This window comes from Devosia salina (assembly GCF_019504385.1).
Lineage (GTDB): Bacteria > Pseudomonadota > Alphaproteobacteria > Rhizobiales > Devosiaceae > Devosia > Devosia salina.
This window is the reverse complement of sequence record NZ_CP080590.1, coordinates 2204602-2225045: the sequence shown is the minus strand read 5'-3', so window position 1 is coordinate 2225045 and position 20444 is coordinate 2204602. Positions and strand designations below refer to the sequence as shown.

The window sequence follows — 20444 nt, the reverse complement described above, 5'->3', positions numbered from 1 at the left end:
GCCGGGCTTCAGGAAACGCTCGCGATGGCGGTGCCCGGGATGATCATGGGCGGCGGAGCCGGATAGGCGACCTCGGCAAGTTCATCGGGCCGACGGCTCGTCAGGCGATCCGCCTGGCCAAGGGATTGAACAGCCCGGCCGGAGACAGCGTGAACACCTCGTTGCCGGTCTCGGTAATGCCGATTGAATGCTCGCACTGGGCCGATAGCGTCCGGTCGCGGGTCACGGCGGTCCAGCCATCGGAGAGGATCTTCACGTGGGGGCGCCCCAGATTGATCATCGGCTCAATGGTGAAGATCATGCCCGGCTTGAGCGGAACACCGGTACCCGGGGTGCCGAAGTGCAGGATATTGGGTTCATCGTGGAAGAGCCGCCCCAAGCCATGGCCGACAAAGTCGCGCACGACGCTCATGCGCTCGCCTTCCGCGACGGCCTGGATCGCCGCGCCGATGTCGCCGGTCGTATTGCCGGGTTTGGCCGCTTCAATGCCTGCTTCGAGGCTTTCATAGGTGACTTCGATCAGCCGTTCAGCCTTCCGCGAAATCTCGCCGACGGGGTACATGCGGCTCGAATCGCCATGCCAGCCGTCAAGCACCAGGGTGAGATCGACGTTGACGATGTCACCTTCGCGCAATGGCCGCTCGTCGGGAATGCCGTGGCAGACCACATGGTTGATCGAGGTGCAGACCGAATGCCGATAGCCCTTGTAGAAGATCGTTGCTGGTACGGCTCCGTGGTCGCGGGCAAACTCGTAGGCGACACGGTCAATGGTCGAGGTGGGAACGCCCGGCTCGACATATTCGGTCAGTATGTCCAGCGCCTTGGCCGTCAGCGCACCGGCGCGGCGCATGCCCTCGAAGCCTTCCGCGCCATGCAGCGGAATAACGCCAGGGGTCCGGCGGGGTTTGGTGGCGGCGTCGACATAGGTAATCATGCAAGAGGTCTCCTGAGAGGCAAAATAGGAGCTTAAAGAGATGAAGGGAAGGGCGGTGAACCGTTGACTTGGCCCGGGCGTAGAGGCATCCACATCTGCCCAGAGGAAATGGACGCATGACCCAGCAAGAGACCCGCGTAACCGCCGGCATGATCGTCATCGGCGATGAAATCCTGTCCGGCCGCACCAAGGACGTCAATATCGGCGCCGTGGCTGATTTCTGTACCGATCTGGGGATCGACCTGACCGAAGTGCGCGTCGTCTCGGACGAGATGGATGCGATTGTCGAGGCGGTCAACGCGTTGCGGTCCCGCTACACCTATGTCTTCACTTCGGGCGGTATCGGCCCCACCCATGACGACATCACCGCCGACGCCATTGCCAAGGCCTTTGGAGTGGCCTTGCCGATCAATGCGCAAGCCCGGGCTATGCTGGAAAGCCGCTGGAAGCAGACTGGCACCGAGGTGAACGAGGCCCGGCTGCGCATGGCGCGCATTCCGGAAGGGGCCGATCTCATCGTCAATTCCGTGTCTGCCGCACCGGGTTTCCGCATCGGCAACGTGCATGTCATGGCGGGCGTGCCGGTGATCATGCGGGCCATGCTCGAAGCACTTGCGCCCACGCTCAAGGGTGGCAAGAAGGTTTCGTCCATCACCATCAGGGCGGCGGTAGGTGAAGGCACGGTCGGCGGTCCACTGGGAGCCCTGCAGGCCGAGTTTCCGGATGTGAAGATGGGCTCGTATCCGCAGATGGGCAAGGATCGGGTGATGACCGAGCTGGTGCTGCGTGCATCGGACGAGGACCGGCTGGCCGAGGCGGCCGAAAAGGTCCGCGCCATGGTAGCCGCTGCCCATCAAAAGGCCGGCGTGGCGCCGCCTGACGCGGAATGATTGGCGTTTCCGTCCGGCTTTGCTAAGGACGATCCAACTTCAGACTTCGGGGCCGGGCCCCGCCAGGAGAGCAGCGTGACCAACCCCAACCAGAAGTCCTTCCCCGTCACCTGGGACCAGTTTCATCGCGACAGTCGGGCTCTCGCCTGGCGCCTGGCCGGCATGGGCACTTTCGACGCGGTCGTCGCCATTGCCCGCGGGGGTCTCGTGCCCGCGGCCATTGTGGCGCGCGAGCTCAATATCCGCACGGTCGAGACTGTGGCAGTCAAGAGCTATGACCACCAGAACCAGGGCGGTATCCAAGTGCTCAAGGCGATCAGCCAGCCGGTGCTGGACCTTGCCCGGAACGGAGGCAAGATTCTGATCGTCGACGATCTGGTGGACACCGGTTCGACCGCGCGCGTCGTCCGCGAAATGCTCCCCGGCGCCCACTTCGCCACCGTCTATGCCAAGCCCAAGGGGCGCGAACTGGTCGACACCTTCATCACCGAAGTCAGCCAGGACACCTGGATATTCTTTCCCTGGGATCTCGACGTTGCATATGTCGCCCCGATTTCCGGCGGCACTGACTGAGGGCCGGGGTACTCCAGCTGCGGCGGAGGAAGATGCAGGGCCAGCTCAAGTTGCCCGATCAGAGGGAAAAACGGTGCTTCAGTCACCCCCGTCCCCGAACCTCCACGAAGTATGATCTGCGGAGTCGTTTTTGTCGTTATGGCCTCGGCTGCCTGGACAATTGGCCACTTGGCAGCGCAACGGGACTGCTCTCAGGCCCACTCTTGCACCTCGGTCTAGAGCTCGTCCACAAACACAAACTCTGCGTCGGCGTCGATCGCCGGCGCTTTCGCATCGACTGGTTCGTCCTTGTCACTTGCGAAATCTACCGCGTGCGCCCGCACGGTTTCCTGGTCGAGAATCGCCACCAGGTTGTCGCCTTGGCGGGCAATGCCGGCGAGGAACCTGGCGGCGGATCCCTCGATCTTTGGCACCGGCAGCATGTCCTCGGCACTGATCTCGATGATGTCGCATACGCTATCGACCAGCAGACCCATGTCGCGGCCGTTGATGAAAAGAACCAGGATCACCTGGCCCTCCCGGCCGGTGCGACGCTCGACGGAACAGCCGATACGCAGGGCCAGGTCGTGGACCGGGATCACCCGGCCGCGGATTTCGATGATGCCCAGCACGTCCGGCTTTTGCGCGGGCAGGGGGGTTACCGGGCTCCAGTTGCGGATTTCGCGCATGGACATGATGTCGACGCCGAAAATCTGACCGGCGCAGGAGAAGGTGATGTATTGCCGCGTCTCCATTCCGGCGCCGGGCGGGGTCTCGAATTCGTCGAGGTCGATCGCATGGGCCGTCATCGTTACGCCTTACTCACTACACACTGCCGGCCAAAAAGGGCCGGAGGTGATCATTGTCGAGAAAGGTTGTCGCAAGGTTAGGATATGGTGCGGGCGGCGGGGATCGAACCCGCACGGCTATCGCCGAGGGATTTTAAGTCCCTTGTGTCTACCAATTCCACCACGCCCGCTTGGCTCGGCCGCCCGTGTTTGTCACAAGGCTTACGCCAAGACAATTGTGACGTGACGATTCTTCCCCGGAGGCGAGATGATCGAACGTATCGAAACCGGCATTGCACCGTCCACGGCGCCCATCAATGATGCGGTGCGTGCCGGCAAGCATCTCTGGTTGGTCGCCATTGCCGAGGACCCGGCTAGCGGCGAAATCGTCGAGGGCGGGATCGAAGTGCAGGCCCGACGCTGCATTCACAATCTGGAGATTGCGCTCAAGGCGGCCGGGGGCAGCCTTCGTAACCTCGTCATGATACAGATTTTTCTCGTCGACGGCGCCGACGCAGCCGGGATGAATGCGGTCTATCGCGAGTTCTTCACCGAGCAGCCCTTTCCGGTGCGCGCAACGGTGGTGGTCAAGGAACTGCTCGCCGAGGGCCTCAGGATCGAAATCACGGCCACGGCGGTGTTGGACTGATGCTGCTCAAGCGCGAACTTCTCGAGTGCATCAAGGCCGGCAAGGTCGATCTGATTTTTCGGCGCTGGAACCGACCGACTGTCAAGGCCGGCGGTACGCTCAAGACCAAGGTGGGGCTGCTGGCGATCAAGTCGATTACCGACATGTCGCCCGACCAGGTCACCGAAGCGGAGGCGCGGCGCGCCGGCTTCGCGGACTTGGCCGCGTTCCGGCGGTGGCTCGATACGATGAAGGCGGGCTCCCTCTTTCAGCGCATCGAAGTGGGGTATCTGGGGGAGGAGTAGTCAGAAGGGCGTTGGTGCCACGAAAGTGGTGAACACTTCCGTTGTGGGGTGGGTGAAGCCCAGTTCGGCGGCGTGCAGTTGCAACCGGTCGGCAGCAGCAAAGTCCTCGCCTTCGGCATAAAATGCATCGCCCAGAATCACATGGCCGATGGCTTTCATGTGAACCCTGAGCTGATGGGTGCGGCCAGTGAGGGGGACAAGTCGAACGCGCGTCGCCTTTGCTTCACGTTCGACGACATGCCATTCGGTCTGCGCGGAGCGGCCGTGGTCATGGTCGACCTTCTGCCTGGGCTTGTTGAGCCAGTCGGTGGCCAGGGGCAAGTCGATAAGGCCGCTGTCCTCTTCGATGATGCCGGAGACGCGGGCAATATAGCTCTTGGTCGTCTTGCGGTGTTCGAACTGGCTGCCGATGCGGCCATGGGCGCGCTTGTTGAGGGCGAGCACCAGAACGCCCGATGTGTCCTTGTCGAGCCGATGGCACATGCCGGCGCTCGGCCAGGTCTGGCGGGCGCGATATTCGATGCAGTCCCAGAGGCTGGGATCCTTGCCCGGTACGCTGAGCAGCCCCGACTGCTTGTTGACCACCAGGATATCGTCGTCGACGTGCAGCACGTCGAGATAGGGCTCCATGGGCGGGAAGTAGTCTTTGAGAGTGGGCATGGCGGGCATGGCACGCCCTCTAGCAGAGCGCGCGCCATTTTACCAATTGCGCAGGCGCCTCGTCGTACCGTTGTCCATCTGGTACGAGCGCATGCGAGGGCATATGAATGGGGAATGGAGATCGCGCTGTTCGATACCGCATTGGGACGCTTCGGGCTCGGCTGGACCGAAAGAGGTCTGGCGCGTGCACTACTTCCTGGTGACGACGATGCTGCAATGCTGGAGCGGCTGACCCGGGCGGGAGGGACGCAGGCCGAGCCGAGCCGGGCCATCGCCGCGCTCATGGACCGGATTGAGGATTACGCCGAGGGCGAAGCAATCGATTTCTCCGATGTCTCCATCGATCTGTCGGGCGTCCCGGATTTTCATCGAAGGGCGTACGAACTGTTGCTCGAGGTGCGCTGGGGGCAGACCATCACTTATGGTGCCTTGGCCCGTCGGTTGGGCGATGTCGGTCTTTCGCGGGCTGTCGGTCAGGCCATGGGCGCCAACCCGATCCCGCTGATCATTCCCTGCCACCGGGTGCTGGCCAGCGATGGCAAGCCCGGTGGCTTCTCGGCACCTGGCGGCGGCGCCAGCAAGCTCAAGATGCTGGCATTGGAGGGGGTCAGCGTTGGCGCCCCGGCGGGGCAGATGAGCTTCGGGTTCTAGCGATGGCTTATGCCTTCATACACTCGGACAATGTTGCCGATCAGGTGCGAGCCGTGGCCGATGAGCAGATCGACAAGGTTCTCAGAAGCATCGTGGGCAGCGCCGACTTCGATGAAACGGTCCACACATTGCGCAAGGCGAGCAAGAAACTGCGGGCGCTTCTGAGGCTGGTGCGGCCGCATTTTGCTGCTTTTCGCGATGAAAACGACGCCATAAAAGCGATTGCCGAGCGTTTTTCGACAGCCCGGGATGCCGCAGTGATGGTGACAACGCTAGACACCATCATCGAGCGCGCCGGAGATGGCATGGAGGCGGATGAGACAGCTTCGTGTGCCGAAATACGGGAGAAATTGAGGGCTCGGGCAGGGCATCTTCGTCAGCAAATGGGCGAAGAGGTGCTTCTGGCATCAGCGCGTGAGGATTTTGAGGCCCTCAAGGCGCGCGTAGGAGGCTGGCACTTTGAGAGCAAGGGCGAGGCACTCGTCCTGGCGGGGCTAGAACGAACCTATCGCAAGTCCCGCAAGTGCATGGACGACGTCTTCACCGACCCCACTGCGCTCCGCCTGCATGACTGGCGCAAGGCGGCAAAGGCCCACTGGTACCACGTGCGACTGCTGCAACGCGGTGCGCCCGCCGTGCTTGACGGGTTGGTGATGCGGCTGGAAGAACTGGGCGGTCTACTTGGCGATCACCACAATCTGGCCGTTCTGGAGGACTGGCTGCGCTCGGGAACGGCCGCCACGGACCTGTCACAGGACCTGCTGCTCCGCTTGATCGGGGAACGGCAGGCGGAGTTGGCGGGCAGCGCATTTGCACTTGGGCGTCAGCTGTTTGTTGAACGGCCGGGAGCACTGGCCCGGCGATTTGAGCGCTACTGGCGTTTGCTGGATTAAGGGCAGGATGGCTATCGAGATTGAGCGCAAGTTCCTGGTGTCTGGAGATGGCTGGATGGACGAGTCGACCGGCAGCGCTGCCCTGCGACAGGGCTATCTCTCCACCAGCGCCAAGGCCACTGTGCGAATACGCATTGTCGATGACGTGCGGGCTGTGTTGACGCTGAAGGGGCCCTCCGCCGGCATCAGTCGCGCCGAGTTCGAATATGACATTCCCTTGGACGAAGGGTTGGCGCTGCTCGAAATGGCGCGACCGAACGTGGTGGAGAAGCGGCGGCATGTCGTGCCCCATGCCGGACTGGTTTGGGAGGTCGACGTGTTCGAAGGGGCGCATGCGGGTCTGGTGATGGCCGAGGTCGAACTGACCTCAGTCGACCAGACCATTGCCTTGCCCGACTGGGTCGGCTGGGAGGTCAGCCACGATGACCGCTATGCCAATGCAAGCCTGTCGCGAAATCCTGGTGTTCCGCCTCTTGACCCTGACGCTGCGTGAGGGACTATCCGCTCATCTCGCGGAGGATGCGAGACCATGAGAACCTATACCGTCAATCAACTTGCCCGGCTTGCTGGCGTTTCAGTGCGGACCCTGCACCATTATGACGAGATTGGCCTGCTCAAGCCCGCATTCACCGGCGAGAACCGCTATCGCTACTATGGCGTCGACGAACTGCTGCGCCTGCAGCAGATTCTGATCCATCGCGAACTGGACATCCCCCTGGCCGAGATCGGGGCCATTCTCGATGCGCCGGGTTTCAACAGGCTTCAAACGCTGCAGAAGCAGCGGGAGCGTCTGGAGGAGCAGGCGAAGCGCTACGCCGGCATGGTGAGGACGATCGACCGCACGATCGCCCATCTCAAAGGAGAGCGCATGATGAAGGACGCTGAACTCTATGCGGGCGTGGTTTCGCCCGAGAAGCAGGCCGAATACGAGGCCTGGCTGGTCGATCGCTATGGCGAGGCAATGGAAGAGGATATCTGGCGCAGCCGCAAGGCCATGGCGGAGATGTCCAACACCGAGCGTGCTGCGATGATGGAAGAATTGCGCCAGGTCGAGGAGGCCCTCGCAGAAGGCCTTCGCCGAGGCCTGCCGCCCCAGGCGACGGCACTCGATCCGATGATCGAGAGGCATCGTGCCTGGGTCGGATCGACATGGGGCCGTCCATGCTCGCCCGAGGCTTATGCGGGGTTGGCGGAGGTTTATGAACACCCGGACTTCCGGCAGCGCTACGAATCGATAGAGATCGGTTTTGCCGACTATCTCATTGCGGCGATGAAGGCCTGGGCCGCACGGCAGGATGGCCGATAGGCGCAAACGGCGCCGGCAGTTTCCTGTTGCGTCTCTGTGAGTTGGAGCCGATAGAACGGGCATGCCTGTTCACAATCCCCGACTCGCGCTGGTCCTGGCGACGGGAGGACTTTTGTGCCTCATCGCCATGTCGGCAATCATCCATGCCGCGGCAGATCGTGCGGCGCTGGGACAGTTGATTTTCTGGCGCAGCGCCGTCGCCCTGCCACCGATCATTGCTTATCTGGCGGTCCGGGGACAGCTGGCGATCTCGATCCGCACGAAGCGGCCTGGGAAGCATTTGGTCCGCGGCATTCTGGGCTGCGTGGTGATGGCGCTCAACTTCACGGCGCTGGCACATCTGTCGGTGGGCGTGGCAACGGCGCTGAGCTATCTCACGCCGATCCTGGCCATGTGTGCGGCCATGGTGCTGCTCAAGGAACGGATATCGGCCCTCGTCATGCTTGGGGTGATTGCCGGCTTCGCCGGGGTGCTCGTCATGCTGTTCCCGGCTTTGGCTGGCAGCGAGGTCCATGAGGGCGCGCTGATCGGTATCGCGGCCGGCGTCGGCATGGCGGCCACCAATGCGTTGTCGCGGGTTCAAGTGAAGGACCTGACGCGAACGGATCCGCCTGCCAGCATCGCCCTGTCCTTTGGCGTTCTCAGCACCTTGCTTGGAGCGGTCACGGTTGTGTTCGGTTGGGCGCCACTCGATAACCCGACCCTCTTCCTGCTCATTGCAGCGGGGCTGCTTGGCGGGATGGGTCATGTGTTCATGATGGAAGCAGTGGCGCGGGCGCCTGTGTCTTTGCTGGCCGGCTACGAATATACCGGCATTGTCTGGGCATTCTTTTTCGACGCGGTGCTGCTCGGCATTCACCTCGACGCCTGGAACGTGGCCGGGGCGTGCGTCATCGTAGTGGCGGCGCTGCTGGTTGCGATCGGGCAGGGGGCATTCCGTCGACCCATCAGCGCGACCGCGGGCAGTTCGTAGCCGCCGGCAGGTTACTCCGGAATGGATCGATTTGCGGCCACAAGACATTGGTGGAGAGGGACCTCGAGCAAGTAGCGGCATGGCAGACGGACTGACGCCCACAGCCCTGTTCTTGATCACCCGGGCCATCGAATGGGTCGGGATTGCCATAATCGTCAGCGGCCTGATTTTTGGCACGGTTCGCTTTGCTGCGAGCGTGTTGGCACGAAACGCCAATGAGCAGCGATTTCGGCGCTACCGTGCGGATGTCGGCCGAGGTATCCTCCTGGGCCTCGAGTTTCTCGTTGCTGCCGATATTATTGCAACGATTGCCATCGAGCCGAGCCTTGAGAGCCTCGTGGTACTCGGCGGCATCGTGATCATCCGCACCTTTCTCAGCCTGTCGCTCGAGGTGGAAGTCAGCGGTCGCTGGCCTTGGCAACAGCCGCAGTCCGAGGTGCGGGAACGGCGTGGCTCCAGATGAACGGGTCTACTGCCAACGCTTGAACGTCTTGCGATCGAGCCTTCCAGCTACGGTCCGTACGATCTTGTCGACGCTGTCGGTCACTGGCACCGCAAGCACGTTTTCGGTGATCGGATCAGGTACTTCGAGTGTCGCAAACTGGCTGTCGAGCAGGCTTTGGGGCATGTACTCATGCTTGCGCCGGGCCATGCGCTCGCTGATCACCTCGCGGCTGCCGTCCAGATAGACGAACAGCACCGGTTCTCCCGCCTTGCTGGCGATAAAGTCGCGATAGGAGCGTCTCAACGCAGAGCATGCGCCGATGGCGATACCCTTCTTTTCCGAGGCAGATTTGAGCGCGACAGTCAGGGCTTCGAGCCAGGGCCACCGATCTTCATCGGTCAAAGGCGTGCCGGATCGCATTTTCTCGACATTGGCTTCAGGATGGTACTGGTCGCCATCCAGAAATGGCGCGTGCAGGGCGCGGCCGAGGGCGGCACCCACGGTGGATTTGCCCGAAGAACTGACGCCCATCACGATGATGATGCGGGCATGATCAGACGACTGCTGTGAAGGCGCCATCGACATAGAGAATGTGTCCGTTCACGAAACTGGAGGCATCGGAGGCGAGGAAGATCGCGGCGGGGCCAAGTTCCTCGACCTCGCCCCAGCGGCCCATCGGCGTGCGCTGGCGCACCCAGCCATCGAAGGTGGCATCGGCCATCGTGTCTGGTTGAGGTCGGTCTTGAAGTAGCCAGGCGCGATCGCATTGATGTGGAGGCCGCGCGGCGCCCAGTCGGCCGCCATGCCGCGCGTGAGATTGGCGATGGCCGCCTTGGCGGCGCCATAGGGGGCAGCCGTCGGGCGGGCGTGGTCGGTCAGGATCGAGCAAATATTGATGATCTTGCCGCGTCCGCGCGCCAGCATGTGCTGGGCGACTGCCTTGCTGACCGAGAAGGTCGAGACGACATGGGCGCTCAGCATGGCCTCAAAATTCTCATGGCTGTAGGTTTCGAGCGGCCCGCGGATCTGCATGCCGGCATTGTTTACCAGAATGTCGATCGGGCCGATCTCGTTTTCGCAATGGCCTACGGCCTCGGCCACGCTGTCAGGGCTGGTGACGTCGAAGGCCAGTGCCGTCACTTTTGCGCCGCCCTCAGCGAGATCAGCCGCCGCTTTGCCCAAAGCCACCTCGTCCCGACCATTCAATACCAGTTCGGCACCAGCCCCTGCCAAAGCCCTTGCCATGGCAAAACCCAGCCCGCGGCTGGAACCGGTGACCAGCGCCCGGCGGCCAGTGAGGTCGAATGGAGAAGCCTTTTCAGTCATGCTTGGCGCGTCCTCGCCGCTATGGCACCGTTATCGGGTGTTAGTTGAGCAGCGCCTTGTATGCAAGGCGGGAGGGAGCCATGGCACTGGACTATACGACCACGATTGTCATCGATCTGCCGCGGGACAAGATGATCGCCCTGTTCGACGATGTGGACAATTTGCCCAAGTGGCAAAAGGGCCTGAAGAGCTTTGAACCGCTGGAGGGTTCGCCGGGCATGCCGGGGGCAAAATCGCGGCTGACCTATCAAATGGGGAAGCGCGAAATGGTCATGATCGAAACCATCACCAAGCGGGAGTTGCCGGACGCCTTCGACGGCACCTATGAGATCGAAGGCGTTCACAACATCGTAGAGAACCGCTTTTCGGAGCTGGGGCCGGACCGCACCTTGTGGGAGAGCCACAACATCTTCCAGTTCGCCAGCCTGCAGATGAAGCTCATGGGTTGGTTGATGCCGGGAATGTTCCGACGACAAAGCCAAAAATACGCCGAAGATTTCAAGGCCTTTGCCGAACGGGGCGTCGACGTTCGAGACACCTGAGGGGCAAATTCTTCCATACAAGCTGTGTGATCTGACCGAAAATTGTGCTTTCCGCCCTTCCTTCAGGGGCTGGATTGTGGTCATTCTCCCGCCGCGCGCCATGCGTTGTGTGCATGCCAAGACGATTTCAGAAGGACTGTTTGTATGTCGAGAGCAGATATCGGCCTTATCGGCCTTGCGGTCATGGGTTCCAACCTTGCCCTCAACATCGCCGAGAAGGGCTATACTGTTGCCGTTCACAACCGGTCGGCCGGTCGCATTGACGAGCATATGGCCGACGCCAAGGCGCAGGGCCTGGATGGCAATACCATCCCGAAATACGATCTCGCCGAGTTCGTGCAGGCCGTGAAGGCGCCGCGTTCGATCATCATCATGGTCAAGGCCGGCAAGCCGGTCGATGATATGATCGAGCAACTGCTGCCCCATCTCGAGCCCGGCGACGCCATCATCGAATGCGGCAATTCGCTGTTCACCGACACCCAGCGCCGCTTCGACTATCTCAAGCCAAAGAATATCGGTTACCTGGGTGTCGGCGTCTCCGGTGGCGAAGAGGGGGCCCGCCACGGCCCCTCCATCATGGTTGGTGGCTCCGAGGAGCAGTGGCACAATGCCGAGGCCGTGCTGACCGCCATCGCCGCCAAGTTCAATGGCGAGAGCTGCTGCGCCTATCTCGGCGAGGGCGGGGCCGGTCACTTCGTCAAGACCATCCATAACGGCATCGAATATGGCGACATGCAGATGATTGCCGAGGTCTATGGCGTGATGCGCGATGGCCTGGGGATGTCGGCCAGAGAATGCGCCGATGTCTTCAAGGAATGGAACAAGGGGCCGCTCAATTCCTATCTCATCGAGATCACCGGGCACGTCCTGGATGCCGTTGATGAACAGACCGGCCAGCCGCTGGTCGAACTGATCCTCGACAAGGCCGGCCAGAAAGGCACTGGCGTGTGGTCCGCTATCGTTGCCCAGCAGATGGGTGTGCCGGCCACTGCCATCGAGGGCGCCGTGGCGGCCCGTTCGATTTCATCGCGCAAGGCCGAGCGCGTCGCCGCCGAAGGCATTTACGGCAAGCCCGACCGTGCCAAGACCGATGTCACGCTCGCCGATCTGGAAAAGGCCCTCCTGGCCGGCAAGATCGTCAGCTATGCGCAGGGCTTTGCGGTGATCGCCAAGGCCTCGGAAGAAAACGGCTGGGCGCTGCCGCTGGCCACCATCGCCAAGATCTGGCGCGCCGGCTGCATCATCCGCTCGCGCTTCCTCGACCAGATGGCGTCCGCCTATGCCAAGGGCGAGGCGGTCAACCTGCTGGTCGTGCCGGACTTTGTGGAGATCATGAAAGACAGCCACCCGAGCCTGCGCAAGGTCGTGGCCGCTGCCGCGATGGGCGAATTCCCGATGATCTGCCTGTCGGCGGCACTCAGCTACTTTGACAGCTACCGCCAGGCCAAGGGCACGGCCAATCTGATCCAGGGCCAGCGCGACTTCTTCGGCGCCCATGGCTTCGAGATCGAGGGACGCGGCGCCGATCTGCATGGCACCTGGCCGTCAACGCTGGGCAAGTAGTCGCAAGCCCCGATTATCGCCATGAAGAGCCGGGGCCAGTCTCCGGCTCGCCTGTTCTTGTTTGAAAGGCCGACATGTCTGAGCGCAGCTTCCGTCAATCCATGCACCTGCGGTGGCATCGGATCTGGTTGCCGCGACTTCGACGCCGCGCCTTGTTCCTGGTGGGCGGCGTTGTCGTAGGCATTGCGGCGCTGGCCATGGCCTTCGTCGCCGATTTTGCCATCGAGACCTTCGCGCATTGGCAGAAGCAGTGGCACTACCTGCCGCTGTTCGCCACGCCTTTGGGATTTGCCGGTCTTGCCTGGCTGACGCGACGCTATTTCGACGGGGCGCAGGGCAGCGGCATTCCACAGGTGATCGCCGCCAGGCAAATGACTGACCTCAAGCGCAAGGGCAAACTGGTGTCACCCAAGCTGGCCGTCGCCAAGATGGTGTTGCTGGCCGGTGGCCTGCTGGTCGGCGCATCGGCCGGCCGCGAGGGGCCGACGGTGCAGGTCGGGGCCAGCATCATGTTCTGGCTGGGCCGGTTCGCACCGCATCGGCAACCGGGCCTGCTCCTGGCCGGGGGCGCCGCCGGTGTTGCCGCCGCCTTCAATGCGCCGCTGGCCGGGGTGGTGTTCGGCATCGAGGAAATGAGCCGATCGTTCGAACTGCGCACCAGTGGCCTCGTGCTGGGCACGGTGATCGTAGCGGGTCTGGTACCGCTGGCCGTGGTGGGGGACTATACCTATTTCGGCCGTTCCGACATCGCCCTGGCGGCCATTGCGGAGTGGATCTGGGTCATTCCGATAGCGGCGCTGTGCGGGTTGGCGGGCGGCGGGTTCAGCCGGCTCCTCGTCATCTTCACCGACGGACTGCCGGGCCGGGCCGGTCGCTGGATCAAGACGCATCCCGTGCTCTTCGCGGCTGGGTGCGGCGTCGGCGTGGCGCTGTGTGGGGTGTTGACCCAGGGCAGTGTGTTCGGAACCAGTGCCGAGCAGGCCAAAGCCATCATGACGGGTGAATCGGCCCCATTGGCGTTCGGGCCGCTCAAGTTCATCGCGACCCTGCTCACCTCCATCAGTGGCATTCCGGGCGGCATCTTTTCCCCGTCGCTGGCCGTGGGGGCAGGCATTGCCGATCTCTTCGCGGGTATCACACCGGTACCGATCGCGGCCCTGACCATTGTGTGCATGGCGGCTTATCTCGCGGCGGTCCTGCAGGCACCGATCACCGCCTTCGTGATCGTGACGGAAATGACCGGCAACCACGCGCTGATCTTTCCGGTCATGCTGGGTGCGCTCATCGCCAATTTCATGTCGAAGCTGGTATGCGAAGAGGGGGTCTATCATGCCCTGGCCAAGCGCCTTCTGCAGCAGGACGGCAAGGCTGCGCAGTAGCTAAAGGCTCCGGAACATCACATAGCTATCCACCAAGCCGCGCTGGGGGTGGTTGAACGCCTTGGGAAGGGTTCCGACAATTTCGAAGCCCAGACGCTGCCAGAGGTGAACCGCGGGCTCGTTGCTGGACACTACGAAATTGAACTGGATACCCTTGAAGCCCTGCTGCCGGCAATAGTCGATGGAGTGCGCACACAGGGCACGCGCGATGCCGCGACCGCGGGCGGCGGGAGATGTCATGTAGCCACAATTGGCGATGTGGCTGCCACCGCCCTGCTGGTTGGCACGCACATAGCTGGCGCCGAGGATGATCCCGTCTTCCTCGGCAACGAAATTGGTCTTCTCGGCCGAGGCGAAGTAGGCGCGGGCCGTCGCCTCGTTGCCATCGCGCGGCAAGGCAAAGGTCTCGCCTTCGCGCATGATCGGTTCGATGATGGCCCAGAGATGTGGCCAGTCGGCCTCAGTGGCGGGGCGAATTTTCAACGTCATCGTCGTCTTCCAGTGGAGCTACGCGGACCTGGCCCGGCGGGGGCATTTCGGGTGCATGGGGATGGTCGGCCACGCTGGGGCGGCGACCCAGATCAAAGCGCCAGGCGGCCACGGCAAATACGAACAGGGCAAGGGCAACCGCTATGCCGCAGGCGATGAATGGTGCGCCGGGGAAGTAATGCCCGGAGGCCGGGGAGCTGGTGTAGTAGGAAAATATCTGCGTGGCACCGAGCGGCCCGATGATCGTTGCCAGCGAACTGGCCGCGTTGACCGCGCCCTGCAATTCGCCCTGGCTGTTGTCGGGCACCTGCCGTGACAGCACGCCATTGATTGCCGGTGGCGCCAGGCCGCTGACGCAGCCAACGGCGATGAAGAGATAGAGTTGATAGACATCGGCCGAGAAGGCGATGCCCGCAAAAGCGATTGCCGCTGCCAGTAGCCCGATCACGCCCACGATCGGCTCGCCCATGCCCTTTGCCAGCGGCCCGGCCAGAACGGCCTGGCTGAAGGCGAACCCGATCCCGAACGCGCCCAGCGTACGACCGATGCTGGAGGAGGAGAAGGCGAACACTTCCACAGTGAAGTAGCTGAAGATCGTCGGCAGCGCCTGCGTTGCAAGCTGCAGGAAAAAGAGGACGACGAGCAGCCACAGCACCGAGGAATACTGCCGCAGCGCCAAGACGGCCCCGAGCGGGTTGGCGCGGCGGATGCTGAACTTGCGTCGATTTGACTTGGGCAGGCTTTCAGGCAGGACCAGGAGGCCGAATAGGAAGTTGGCAAAGGCCAGGCCCGCCGCCGCAAAGAAGGGTACGCGAGGACCAAACTCGCCCAGCTCGCCGCCGATCACCGGGCCGATGATGAAGCCCAGCCCGAAGGCGGCGCCGATGAGGCCGAAGCGGTGGGTGCGCTTATGCGGGGGGGTGATATCGGCCATATAGGCCGTGGCTGTTGCCAGGGCCGCTCCGGCGATGCCGGCAATGATGCGGCCGATGAAAAGGTACCACACGAAGGGCGCGATCGACATCATGAGGTAGTCGAAGGTCAGGCCGAGCAGCGATAGCAGCAGAACCGGCCGGCGCCCGAAGCGGTCGGAAAGATTGCCCAGGACAGGAGAAAACACGAACTGCATGAAGGCATAGGCAAAAACGAGATAACCGCCGATGACGGCAGCCTGGGCCACGCTGCCCCCCGTCAATTCCTCCAGCAATTCGGGCAGCACGGGCACAATGATCCCCACGCCGATCATGTCGATCAGAATGGTGACCAGGATGCAGGTGAGCGTCAGACGGGAGCGTGTCGCAGCTTGCATGCGGTGGCTTTTACCTTTTCTTTTTCCCACCGGGATGGTGCGATGCAATTGACACGGCGCGCGCCGTCAAGGCAAGCGCCCAGCTTTCCGGTTGGCCCGGCCGGGCTATTCGACCTAGTCTGCGCCCGCCAATCGATACGAGTAGACCCAGTTCAGTCGCTTGAGGTGGGCACGCGGCCCTTGCAGGCGTATCACCATGTTGCGGGCCACGCTGAGCGGCCAGGGTAGATGGAAGATGCGACCGTTCTCTGCCGAAAGTGCGGCAATACGCCGGGTTCTGGGTTGGCGCATCTCGGCATAGCGGGAGAAGGCTGCTTCTGCGGTTTCGGTTCCCGCCAGCAACGGCGCCAGCGCGGCGGCGTCCTCAATTCCCATGGCCGCACCCTGGGCCTGAAACGGCACCATTGCATGGGCCGCGTCGCCGATAATGCCAATATTGCCCTGGTGCCAGATCGGCGTCTCCACCGTGTACATGGGCCAGGCCGTCCAGCCGTCACCGGCCGCCGCCAGTATCGCTTCGACCCGTGGTCCGGGCTTTGCGGGCCGCGGTTGTGCACTGGTCTCGGGCGTCGCACCCGGCATGAACAGCGCCAGATTGACCTGGCCGCGATGGGGCAGGGGGTAGCATACGAGATGGAAGCCAGCGCCGAAGAACACTGACACGCGGTCCGGCGCGATCTGTCCCGAAACATGTTCGAACGGGATCAGGGCCCGCCAGGCGATGCGATTGCGGAATTCGGCTTTGGGGCCGTCCAGAAGTCCGATGCGCGTCTGGGAATGGACCCCGTCGGCGCCGATGAAGCCGTTGGCCCGTGTGGTCCGGCTCTGGCCATTGGCTTCGTCAATGGCGACGGTGACGCCGCGCGCATGGGAAACGACGTCCCAATGGCGCACGCCGAAGACGAGGTCGATATTGGCGAAACGGCGGCACGCTTTGTAGAGCACGTCGGCGAGATCGGCACGGTGCATCACCGCATAGGGCGCGCCGAAACGCTCGCGCATGACTGGGCCCAGTTCCATGCTGAGGAGCGGCTTCTGGGCGCCCTGGGGATAGAGGTCGAGCGCGCGCGGTTCGAGGCTGACGCGGTCAAGCGCCTCGCCCAGGCCAAGCTGGTTGAGACAGTGCCGGGCGTTCGGACTGATCTGGAGGCCGGCACCGAATTCCTGCACATTCGGACTGCGCTCGAGAACAACAACGGTTGCGCCGAACTTTGCCAGTGCAAGCGCCATGGTCATGCCGGCGATGCCGGCACCAGCGACGATATAATTGCGGCCCGTGGCGGGCATGGGCGAACTCAGGCGGCGTCTTCGACCTGGAAGATTGCGGAGGCCGGGTTGGCCTGTCCGTCACCAAGCTCGGCCTTGAAGACGTAAAGGGTCGAGCAGTAGGGGCAGACGATCTCGTTGTCCTTGCCCATGTCGAGGAAAATATGGGGATGGTCGAAGGGCGGCAGGGCGCCGACACACTGGAATTCCTTGGAGCCGATCTCGATGCTGCGCAGGCCTTGGGTGTTGTGGAAATGCGGTGTCGAGCCGTGGGCCATGATAGGAACCTGGGTGGTGTTTGATTTGGCGCGACCATAGCCAAAGCCCCCATCCAAGAAAAGGGCAAAGGGGCGCTTGATTTTGTGCGCCGAAGCCGCAAAACCGGGAGCCGTTGCCAAGAGGAGAGCCAAATGCCACGCTTCACCACGTCCGGTCTCTCGCTAGCCTATGATGACCAGGGGGAGGGCCCGCCGGTCCTGCTGGTGCATGGCTTTGCTTCGAGCGGCAAGGTCAACTGGCATGACACTGGATGGGTAGAGACGCTTACCGGCGCCGGCTATCGGGCCATCACAATGGACAATCGCGGGCATGGGCAGTCCGACAAACCGCACGACCCGGACCAGTATTATCCAGCGTTGATGGCCGAGGATGCGGTGGCACTGCTCGACCACCTCGATATCCCTCGTGCTGCGGTGCTCGGCTATTCGATGGGCGCGCGAATTGCCGCCTTCATGGCTTTCTTTCATCCCGAAAGGGTCGCCTGCGCGGTGTTCGGGGGCATGGGCATGAACCTGATCAATGGATTGACCGACGGCAATGACATCATTGCCGGGCTGCGCGCCCCCGCCCTGGCCGACCTGACCCATCCGACCGCGCGCCAGTTCCGCATCTTTGCCGACCACACCGGATCGGACCGGGAAGCCCTGGCCGCCTGCATGGAAACCTCCCGCCAGCCCATGGCGCGGGCCGATGTGCGGCGCATCGGGGTCCCGGTGCTGGTGGCCGTGGGCGAGGCCGATGAAATGGCCGGGCGCCCCGAGCCCCTGGCGGAATTGCTGCCCCAGGGCGAGGCCCTGTTGATCCCGAAACGCGATCATATGCGGGCCACGGGCGACAAGGTGTTCAAGGCGGCGACGCTGGAATTCCTGGGCAGGACATTCTCAAACGTGCCGGCTTCGTGAACCAATCCACCGGCTTTGGCTTTGAATGTGGAAACGAACTGGCTTATATCGTCAGTTATCGATGAAGCGGAGAGTTGCGCGATGAGTGGCAATGCCAAGAAATCGGCTCATATTCAGGCGGTCGATCCTGTTTGGGCCGCAGTTCGAGCCGGGGCGCAACAGATTCTGGAGAACGAGCCCTCGCTGGGCAATCTGGTGCTCTCCACCGTCCTCAATCACGACACGTTCGAAGAAGCGCTGGCCCACAGGCTCGCCGCGCGCCTCGACCACGAGGATGTTTCGGCCGATATGATCCGGCAGGCTTTCGCCGAGACCCTGCGCGACACCCCGGCTATTGGAGAAGCGGCCCGTGTCGACCTCGCGGCCACGCTTGAGCGCGATCCCGCCTGCCATCGCGCAATCGAGCCACTGCTTTATTTCAAGGGCTACCAGGCCATCCAGACGCACCGGTTTGCGCACGCCATGCACAAGGCGGGGCGGCGGGATTTCGCGCTCTATCTACAGAGCCGCTCGAGCCAGGTGTTCCAGGTGGACATCAATCCGGCCGTGCCGATGGGCAAGGGCATCATGCTCGATCACGGCACGGGTCTGGTCATCGGCGAGACGGCGGTGGTGGGCGACAATGTCTCCATGTTGCAGAATGTGACCCTGGGCGGCACCGGCAAGGCGGATCAGGACCGGCACCCCAAGATCGGCAATGGCGTGCTCATCGGCGCGGGCGCCAAGGTACTTGGCAATATCAAGGTCGGCGACTGCTCGCGCGTGGGTGCTGGCTCGGTGGTTCTCAAGGAAGTGCCGCCGCGGACCACTGTTGCGGGCGTGCCGGCAAAGGTCATCGGCGAGGCTGGTTGCGCGCAGCCGGCATTGGTCATGGACCAGATGGTTCTGGTCCACGATCGGGCACAAGAATAGCCTGAACCCGTAACTTTGGGGGCCAAACCGGTCGGCGCGAGACCCTCAGAGCCGCAGCCGTGCCGGTTAGTCTGGCAGAACGGGAGCCGTGCCGTGGCATGCCGGGTGGCAAACAGGCCAGCCTGACCGGGCCCGAGAAGCGTTTCCATGGGGTATGGCCTCGCCACTAACAACAAAGAGCGTTCAGCCACACCTTCAAACGAAAACCCCGCCGCATCTGCGACGGGGTTTTGTGAGACGACCCAAGACCGAGGCAGTTACGGGCCCCGGCAGGTCAAACGACTGAACGGTCAGATCTCTTCAGCCTTGGGTAACGCCCGGTTCCGGGCCGCATTATTATGCAAGTGAAGGTCATTCAACCGCGGACAATCGTCAGCGTGCCGCTAGCCCACGGCCGAAAGGGCCCGAGCGAATGCGTCCCGGTAGAGCGGGATCGCTTCCTGGTCCTCTCGCGTGGGGACGAAGTCGTTGTAGCGCTTGAGGTCAAACACGGGCGCCGGGCGGGAGAGCAAGTCTTCAATTGTTTCGCCGGGTCCCAGGATGAACGGCGAGCCCAGATGCTCGTGAATGAAAGTGACCTCCTCCGGACGGTTGACTTCGGCCCAGAGAAGATACGCGATTGCCGCGGTCAGCACCTCAATGTGATGCGGGTCGTAAGTGTCGATCTTATTGAACAGGCTTGTGCAGGCGTCGTAGATCGGCCGGTATGGCCACGGATAGTTGGTTTCGGGGGCGTCCGGCGTAGGATCGAGTCGATCAGCGTAATCGATTACTGCGCCGCTGAGCCAAAGAAGCCCCCACTTGATGCGCTGGGCGGATGCGGGCGGCTGGATCCTGTGCGCACGCATCAACTTCGCAAGAAGTTCGAGCTCAACAGGGGTAAGGTCGGAGAAGTTGTATATCTGGTCCGTCAATTTCGCGAATCTCATGTTGATGACAAGAGAATTGTCCGCTGGGAAATATTTAAGCTCAATGTCCGGAATGGGGATCTGGATTTGTGGTTAATCGCCGTTGGCAGGAGATGCTGCAATTTTCGGGAACATCGTTTCTGTGGCGATGGTCGCCAGACGCATTCGCCACCCCGGCGTCATAAGAGGAATGGCTCGCGATCGAGAGACATTAACCATGCGATCGAGGAGTTCTGGAACGGAAGCGGAACCTTGGTCAAGGTGACCGATACCGGATCGATGAACGATTCGGACTGGCCGGGCCGCTTCGTAACAAAAGCGGCCGCCGATCCGTTGGCGCGGACCGACGGCCTGACCACATCAACCTGAGTACACAGGTGTAACATGGCTGAGGCCAATCCTAGCGGGACGCGCGTCCCGCACAATCGCTGCCGCTTCCCGGCAAGCGCTTTTCCCCACCCGATCGAGATCGAGACGGCGCCCCTGGCGCTGATGCGGCGCCCCTAGCCGGCGCTGCGCGTCCTCACACCCTCTTGGTTCATTC

The 20444-nt window shown here is 62.6% G+C and carries 24 protein-coding genes, 1 tRNA gene and 1 pseudogene; 15 read left to right on the top strand and 11 right to left on the bottom strand.

From position 1 onward, the window contains the following. Nucleotides 1-100: 100 nt before the first annotated feature. Nucleotides 101-934 carry a type I methionyl aminopeptidase gene (gene map / locus K1X15_RS10770; RefSeq protein WP_220303613.1) on the bottom strand — a complete coding sequence of 278 codons (834 nt, stop codon included), beginning with the start codon at nt 932-934 and terminating at the stop codon, nt 101-103. A 116-nt stretch (nt 935-1050) separates the two neighbouring features. On the opposite strand from map, the gene K1X15_RS10765 reads away from it, so the two are divergent. Further along, nucleotides 1051-1824 carry a competence/damage-inducible protein A gene (locus K1X15_RS10765; protein WP_220303612.1) on the top strand — a complete coding sequence of 258 codons (774 nt, stop codon included), beginning with the start codon at nt 1051-1053 and terminating at the stop codon, nt 1822-1824. A 75-nt stretch (nt 1825-1899) separates the two neighbouring features. Beyond that, nucleotides 1900-2397 carry a xanthine phosphoribosyltransferase gene (gpt, locus tag K1X15_RS10760; protein ID WP_220303611.1) on the top strand — a complete coding sequence of 166 codons (498 nt, stop codon included), beginning with the start codon at nt 1900-1902 and terminating at the stop codon, nt 2395-2397. A gap of 215 nt (nt 2398-2612) precedes the next feature. On the opposite strand, the gene K1X15_RS10755 is transcribed toward gpt, so the two are convergent. Together K1X15_RS10755 and K1X15_RS10750 are read right to left on the bottom strand one after the other, a co-directional pair. Beyond that, nucleotides 2613-3185: a chemotaxis protein CheW gene (locus K1X15_RS10755; RefSeq protein ID WP_220303610.1), complete on the bottom strand. Its 573-nt coding sequence runs from the start codon at nt 3183-3185 to the stop codon at nt 2613-2615. Between the two features lie 85 nt (nt 3186-3270). After that, nucleotides 3271-3355: transfer RNA gene (locus tag K1X15_RS10750), tRNA-Leu, on the bottom strand. A 77-nt stretch (nt 3356-3432) separates the two neighbouring features. On the opposite strand from K1X15_RS10750, the gene K1X15_RS10745 reads away from it, so the two are divergent. Next, nucleotides 3433-3813, top strand: a complete 381-nt coding sequence (locus K1X15_RS10745; RefSeq protein WP_220303609.1) for a RidA family protein — start codon at nt 3433-3435, stop codon at nt 3811-3813. Then, complete coding sequence (locus K1X15_RS10740; protein WP_220303608.1) at nt 3813-4097, top strand: ASCH domain-containing protein; 285 nt, start codon at nt 3813-3815, stop codon at nt 4095-4097. Before K1X15_RS10745 ends, K1X15_RS10740 begins: the two co-directional genes overlap by 1 nt. Here the strand turns inward: K1X15_RS10740 and K1X15_RS10735 are convergent, their stop codons facing one another. Next, entirely contained in the window at nt 4098-4766 is a 669-nt protein-coding gene (locus K1X15_RS10735) for a pseudouridine synthase (RefSeq protein ID WP_220303607.1), read from the bottom strand. It abuts the gene before it with no gap. A 105-nt stretch (nt 4767-4871) separates the two neighbouring features. On the opposite strand from K1X15_RS10735, the gene K1X15_RS10730 reads away from it, so the two are divergent. The 6 genes from K1X15_RS10730 (at nt 4872) to K1X15_RS10705 (ending at nt 9043) form a co-directional block, all read left to right on the top strand. Next, nucleotides 4872-5408: a methylated-DNA--[protein]-cysteine S-methyltransferase gene (locus K1X15_RS10730; protein WP_220303606.1), complete on the top strand. Its 537-nt coding sequence runs from the start codon at nt 4872-4874 to the stop codon at nt 5406-5408. Between the two features lie 2 nt (nt 5409-5410). After that, nucleotides 5411-6301, top strand: coding sequence for a CHAD domain-containing protein (locus tag K1X15_RS10725; RefSeq protein ID WP_220303605.1), 891 nt, complete (start codon nt 5411-5413; stop codon nt 6299-6301). A 7-nt stretch (nt 6302-6308) separates the two neighbouring features. Next, a complete protein-coding gene (locus K1X15_RS10720) occupies nt 6309-6794 on the top strand; it encodes a CYTH domain-containing protein (RefSeq protein WP_220303604.1) in 486 nt (161 codons plus the stop codon). A 36-nt stretch (nt 6795-6830) separates the two neighbouring features. After that, nucleotides 6831-7607 carry a MerR family transcriptional regulator gene (locus K1X15_RS10715; RefSeq protein WP_220303603.1) on the top strand — a complete coding sequence of 259 codons (777 nt, stop codon included), beginning with the start codon at nt 6831-6833 and terminating at the stop codon, nt 7605-7607. A gap of 61 nt (nt 7608-7668) precedes the next feature. Beyond that, on the top strand, nt 7669-8580 hold the full coding sequence (locus K1X15_RS10710) for a DMT family transporter (protein ID WP_220303602.1): 912 nt from the start codon (nt 7669-7671) through the stop codon (nt 8578-8580). A gap of 79 nt (nt 8581-8659) precedes the next feature. After that, nucleotides 8660-9043: a DUF1622 domain-containing protein gene (locus tag K1X15_RS10705; RefSeq protein WP_220303601.1), complete on the top strand. Its 384-nt coding sequence runs from the start codon at nt 8660-8662 to the stop codon at nt 9041-9043. Nucleotides 9044-9049: 6 nt separating this feature from the next. On the opposite strand, the gene K1X15_RS10700 is transcribed toward K1X15_RS10705, so the two are convergent. Continuing rightward, nucleotides 9050-9604, bottom strand: a complete 555-nt coding sequence (locus K1X15_RS10700; protein WP_220307506.1) for a gluconokinase — start codon at nt 9602-9604, stop codon at nt 9050-9052. Continuing rightward, nucleotides 9579-10351 (bottom strand): annotated as a pseudogene (locus K1X15_RS10695) (SDR family oxidoreductase). The gene K1X15_RS10700 and the pseudogene K1X15_RS10695 overlap by 26 nt, the downstream one beginning before the upstream one ends. A gap of 80 nt (nt 10352-10431) precedes the next feature. Between K1X15_RS10695 and K1X15_RS10690 the strand changes: the two are divergent. The 3 genes from K1X15_RS10690 to K1X15_RS10680 all read left to right on the top strand — a co-directional run bounded on the left by K1X15_RS10690 (nt 10432) and on the right by K1X15_RS10680 (nt 13835). Beyond that, nucleotides 10432-10893 (top strand): SRPBCC family protein, encoded by a 462-nt coding sequence (locus K1X15_RS10690; RefSeq protein ID WP_220303600.1) that lies wholly within the window; start codon nt 10432-10434, stop codon nt 10891-10893. A gap of 144 nt (nt 10894-11037) precedes the next feature. Beyond that, a complete protein-coding gene (gene gndA / locus K1X15_RS10685) occupies nt 11038-12456 on the top strand; it encodes an NADP-dependent phosphogluconate dehydrogenase (RefSeq protein WP_220303599.1) in 1419 nt (472 codons plus the stop codon). Between the two features lie 74 nt (nt 12457-12530). Next, nucleotides 12531-13835: a chloride channel protein gene (locus tag K1X15_RS10680; RefSeq protein ID WP_220303598.1), complete on the top strand. Its 1305-nt coding sequence runs from the start codon at nt 12531-12533 to the stop codon at nt 13833-13835. On the opposite strand, the gene K1X15_RS10675 is transcribed toward K1X15_RS10680, so the two are convergent. From K1X15_RS10675 to K1X15_RS10660, 4 genes are all read right to left on the bottom strand, one after another. Next, nucleotides 13836-14318, bottom strand: a complete 483-nt coding sequence (locus K1X15_RS10675) for a GNAT family N-acetyltransferase (protein ID WP_220307505.1) — start codon at nt 14316-14318, stop codon at nt 13836-13838. Further along, a complete protein-coding gene (locus K1X15_RS10670) occupies nt 14296-15633 on the bottom strand; it encodes an MFS transporter (RefSeq protein ID WP_220303597.1) in 1338 nt (445 codons plus the stop codon). Before K1X15_RS10670 ends, K1X15_RS10675 begins: the two co-directional genes overlap by 23 nt. A gap of 114 nt (nt 15634-15747) precedes the next feature. Beyond that, nucleotides 15748-16920: an FAD-dependent monooxygenase gene (locus K1X15_RS10665; RefSeq protein ID WP_220303596.1), complete on the bottom strand. Its 1173-nt coding sequence runs from the start codon at nt 16918-16920 to the stop codon at nt 15748-15750. A gap of 8 nt (nt 16921-16928) precedes the next feature. After that, nucleotides 16929-17177, bottom strand: a complete 249-nt coding sequence (locus K1X15_RS10660; RefSeq protein WP_220303595.1) for a zinc-finger domain-containing protein — start codon at nt 17175-17177, stop codon at nt 16929-16931. A gap of 132 nt (nt 17178-17309) precedes the next feature. On the opposite strand from K1X15_RS10660, the gene K1X15_RS10655 reads away from it, so the two are divergent. Then, nucleotides 17310-18080, top strand: coding sequence for an alpha/beta fold hydrolase (locus tag K1X15_RS10655; RefSeq protein WP_220303594.1), 771 nt, complete (start codon nt 17310-17312; stop codon nt 18078-18080). A gap of 81 nt (nt 18081-18161) precedes the next feature. Beyond that, nucleotides 18162-18992, top strand: coding sequence for a serine O-acetyltransferase (cysE, locus tag K1X15_RS10650; protein WP_220303593.1), 831 nt, complete (start codon nt 18162-18164; stop codon nt 18990-18992). Nucleotides 18993-19375: 383 nt separating this feature from the next. Here cysE and K1X15_RS10645 read toward each other — a convergent pair whose 3' ends face one another. Next, complete coding sequence (locus K1X15_RS10645; protein ID WP_220303592.1) at nt 19376-19906, bottom strand: hypothetical protein; 531 nt, start codon at nt 19904-19906, stop codon at nt 19376-19378. Between the last annotated feature and the right edge of the window lie 538 nt (nt 19907-20444).

Bases quoted from the DNA above. Each gene is read 5' to 3' on its own strand.
- map (WP_220303613.1), bottom strand. From the start codon at position 934: ATGATTACCTATGTCGACGCCGCCACCAAACCCCGCCGGACCCCTGGC.
- K1X15_RS10765 (WP_220303612.1), top strand. From the start codon at position 1,051: ATGACCCAGCAAGAGACCCGCGTAACCGCCGGCATGATCGTCATCGGC.
- K1X15_RS10755 (WP_220303610.1), bottom strand. From the start codon at position 3,185: ATGACGGCCCATGCGATCGACCTCGACGAATTCGAGACCCCGCCCGGC.
- K1X15_RS10745 (WP_220303609.1), top strand. From the start codon at position 3,433: ATGATCGAACGTATCGAAACCGGCATTGCACCGTCCACGGCGCCCATC.
- K1X15_RS10740 (WP_220303608.1), top strand. From the start codon at position 3,813: ATGCTGCTCAAGCGCGAACTTCTCGAGTGCATCAAGGCCGGCAAGGTC.
- K1X15_RS10735 (WP_220303607.1), bottom strand. From the start codon at position 4,766: ATGCCCGCCATGCCCACTCTCAAAGACTACTTCCCGCCCATGGAGCCC.
- K1X15_RS10730 (WP_220303606.1), top strand. From the start codon at position 4,872: ATGGAGATCGCGCTGTTCGATACCGCATTGGGACGCTTCGGGCTCGGC.
- K1X15_RS10725 (WP_220303605.1), top strand. From the start codon at position 5,411: ATGGCTTATGCCTTCATACACTCGGACAATGTTGCCGATCAGGTGCGA.
- K1X15_RS10720 (WP_220303604.1), top strand. From the start codon at position 6,309: ATGGCTATCGAGATTGAGCGCAAGTTCCTGGTGTCTGGAGATGGCTGG.
- K1X15_RS10715 (WP_220303603.1), top strand. From the start codon at position 6,831: ATGAGAACCTATACCGTCAATCAACTTGCCCGGCTTGCTGGCGTTTCA.
- K1X15_RS10710 (WP_220303602.1), top strand. From the start codon at position 7,669: ATGCCTGTTCACAATCCCCGACTCGCGCTGGTCCTGGCGACGGGAGGA.
- K1X15_RS10705 (WP_220303601.1), top strand. From the start codon at position 8,660: ATGGCAGACGGACTGACGCCCACAGCCCTGTTCTTGATCACCCGGGCC.
- K1X15_RS10700 (WP_220307506.1), bottom strand. From the start codon at position 9,604: ATGGCGCCTTCACAGCAGTCGTCTGATCATGCCCGCATCATCATCGTG.
- K1X15_RS10690 (WP_220303600.1), top strand. From the start codon at position 10,432: ATGGCACTGGACTATACGACCACGATTGTCATCGATCTGCCGCGGGAC.
- gndA (WP_220303599.1), top strand. From the start codon at position 11,038: ATGTCGAGAGCAGATATCGGCCTTATCGGCCTTGCGGTCATGGGTTCC.
- K1X15_RS10680 (WP_220303598.1), top strand. From the start codon at position 12,531: ATGTCTGAGCGCAGCTTCCGTCAATCCATGCACCTGCGGTGGCATCGG.
- K1X15_RS10670 (WP_220303597.1), bottom strand. From the start codon at position 15,633: ATGCAAGCTGCGACACGCTCCCGTCTGACGCTCACCTGCATCCTGGTC.
- K1X15_RS10665 (WP_220303596.1), bottom strand. From the start codon at position 16,920: ATGCCCGCCACGGGCCGCAATTATATCGTCGCTGGTGCCGGCATCGCC.
- K1X15_RS10660 (WP_220303595.1), bottom strand. From the start codon at position 17,177: ATGGCCCACGGCTCGACACCGCATTTCCACAACACCCAAGGCCTGCGC.
- K1X15_RS10655 (WP_220303594.1), top strand. From the start codon at position 17,310: ATGCCACGCTTCACCACGTCCGGTCTCTCGCTAGCCTATGATGACCAG.
- cysE (WP_220303593.1), top strand. From the start codon at position 18,162: ATGAGTGGCAATGCCAAGAAATCGGCTCATATTCAGGCGGTCGATCCT.